This window comes from Bradyrhizobium cosmicum, assembly GCF_032290525.1.
Taxonomy (GTDB): Bacteria; Pseudomonadota; Alphaproteobacteria; order Rhizobiales; family Xanthobacteraceae; genus Bradyrhizobium; species Bradyrhizobium cosmicum_A.
The window spans coordinates 1-267 of record NZ_JASXTA010000264.1 but is presented as its reverse complement, the minus strand read 5'-3'; the positions used below and the strand labels follow the sequence as shown (position 1 = coordinate 267).

Below are 267 nucleotides of genomic sequence, written 5' to 3'. Positions count from 1 at the left end.
ATCAATATCGCTGTTGGTTTTGTCGATGTATTTTGATGTGATAAAGTCTTTGCTGTCTTTGACTTGCGCGGCGATGCCAAAGTCGTCATCATTGATCAGCCCCAATGTGCCATTCGGGAACAGGAGCAAACCTTCAAGCTTATCATGCGGGTAGTTTAGCTTCATCACCGCATCGAGATACTCGGTTTTACTCACTGGGCGAATGCCTTTACTTGCTAACACATTCCAGCCATCGGCGGTAAGGGTCAACTGCTCCAAGGTTTTGCC

The 267-nt window shown here is 47.2% G+C and carries 1 protein-coding gene; it reads right to left on the bottom strand.

The window, feature by feature from the left end; genetic code table 11:
• Positions 1 to 267 (bottom strand): hypothetical protein (locus QSV46_RS39905; protein WP_314964119.1); only part of this gene is annotated, 267 nt, incomplete at both ends.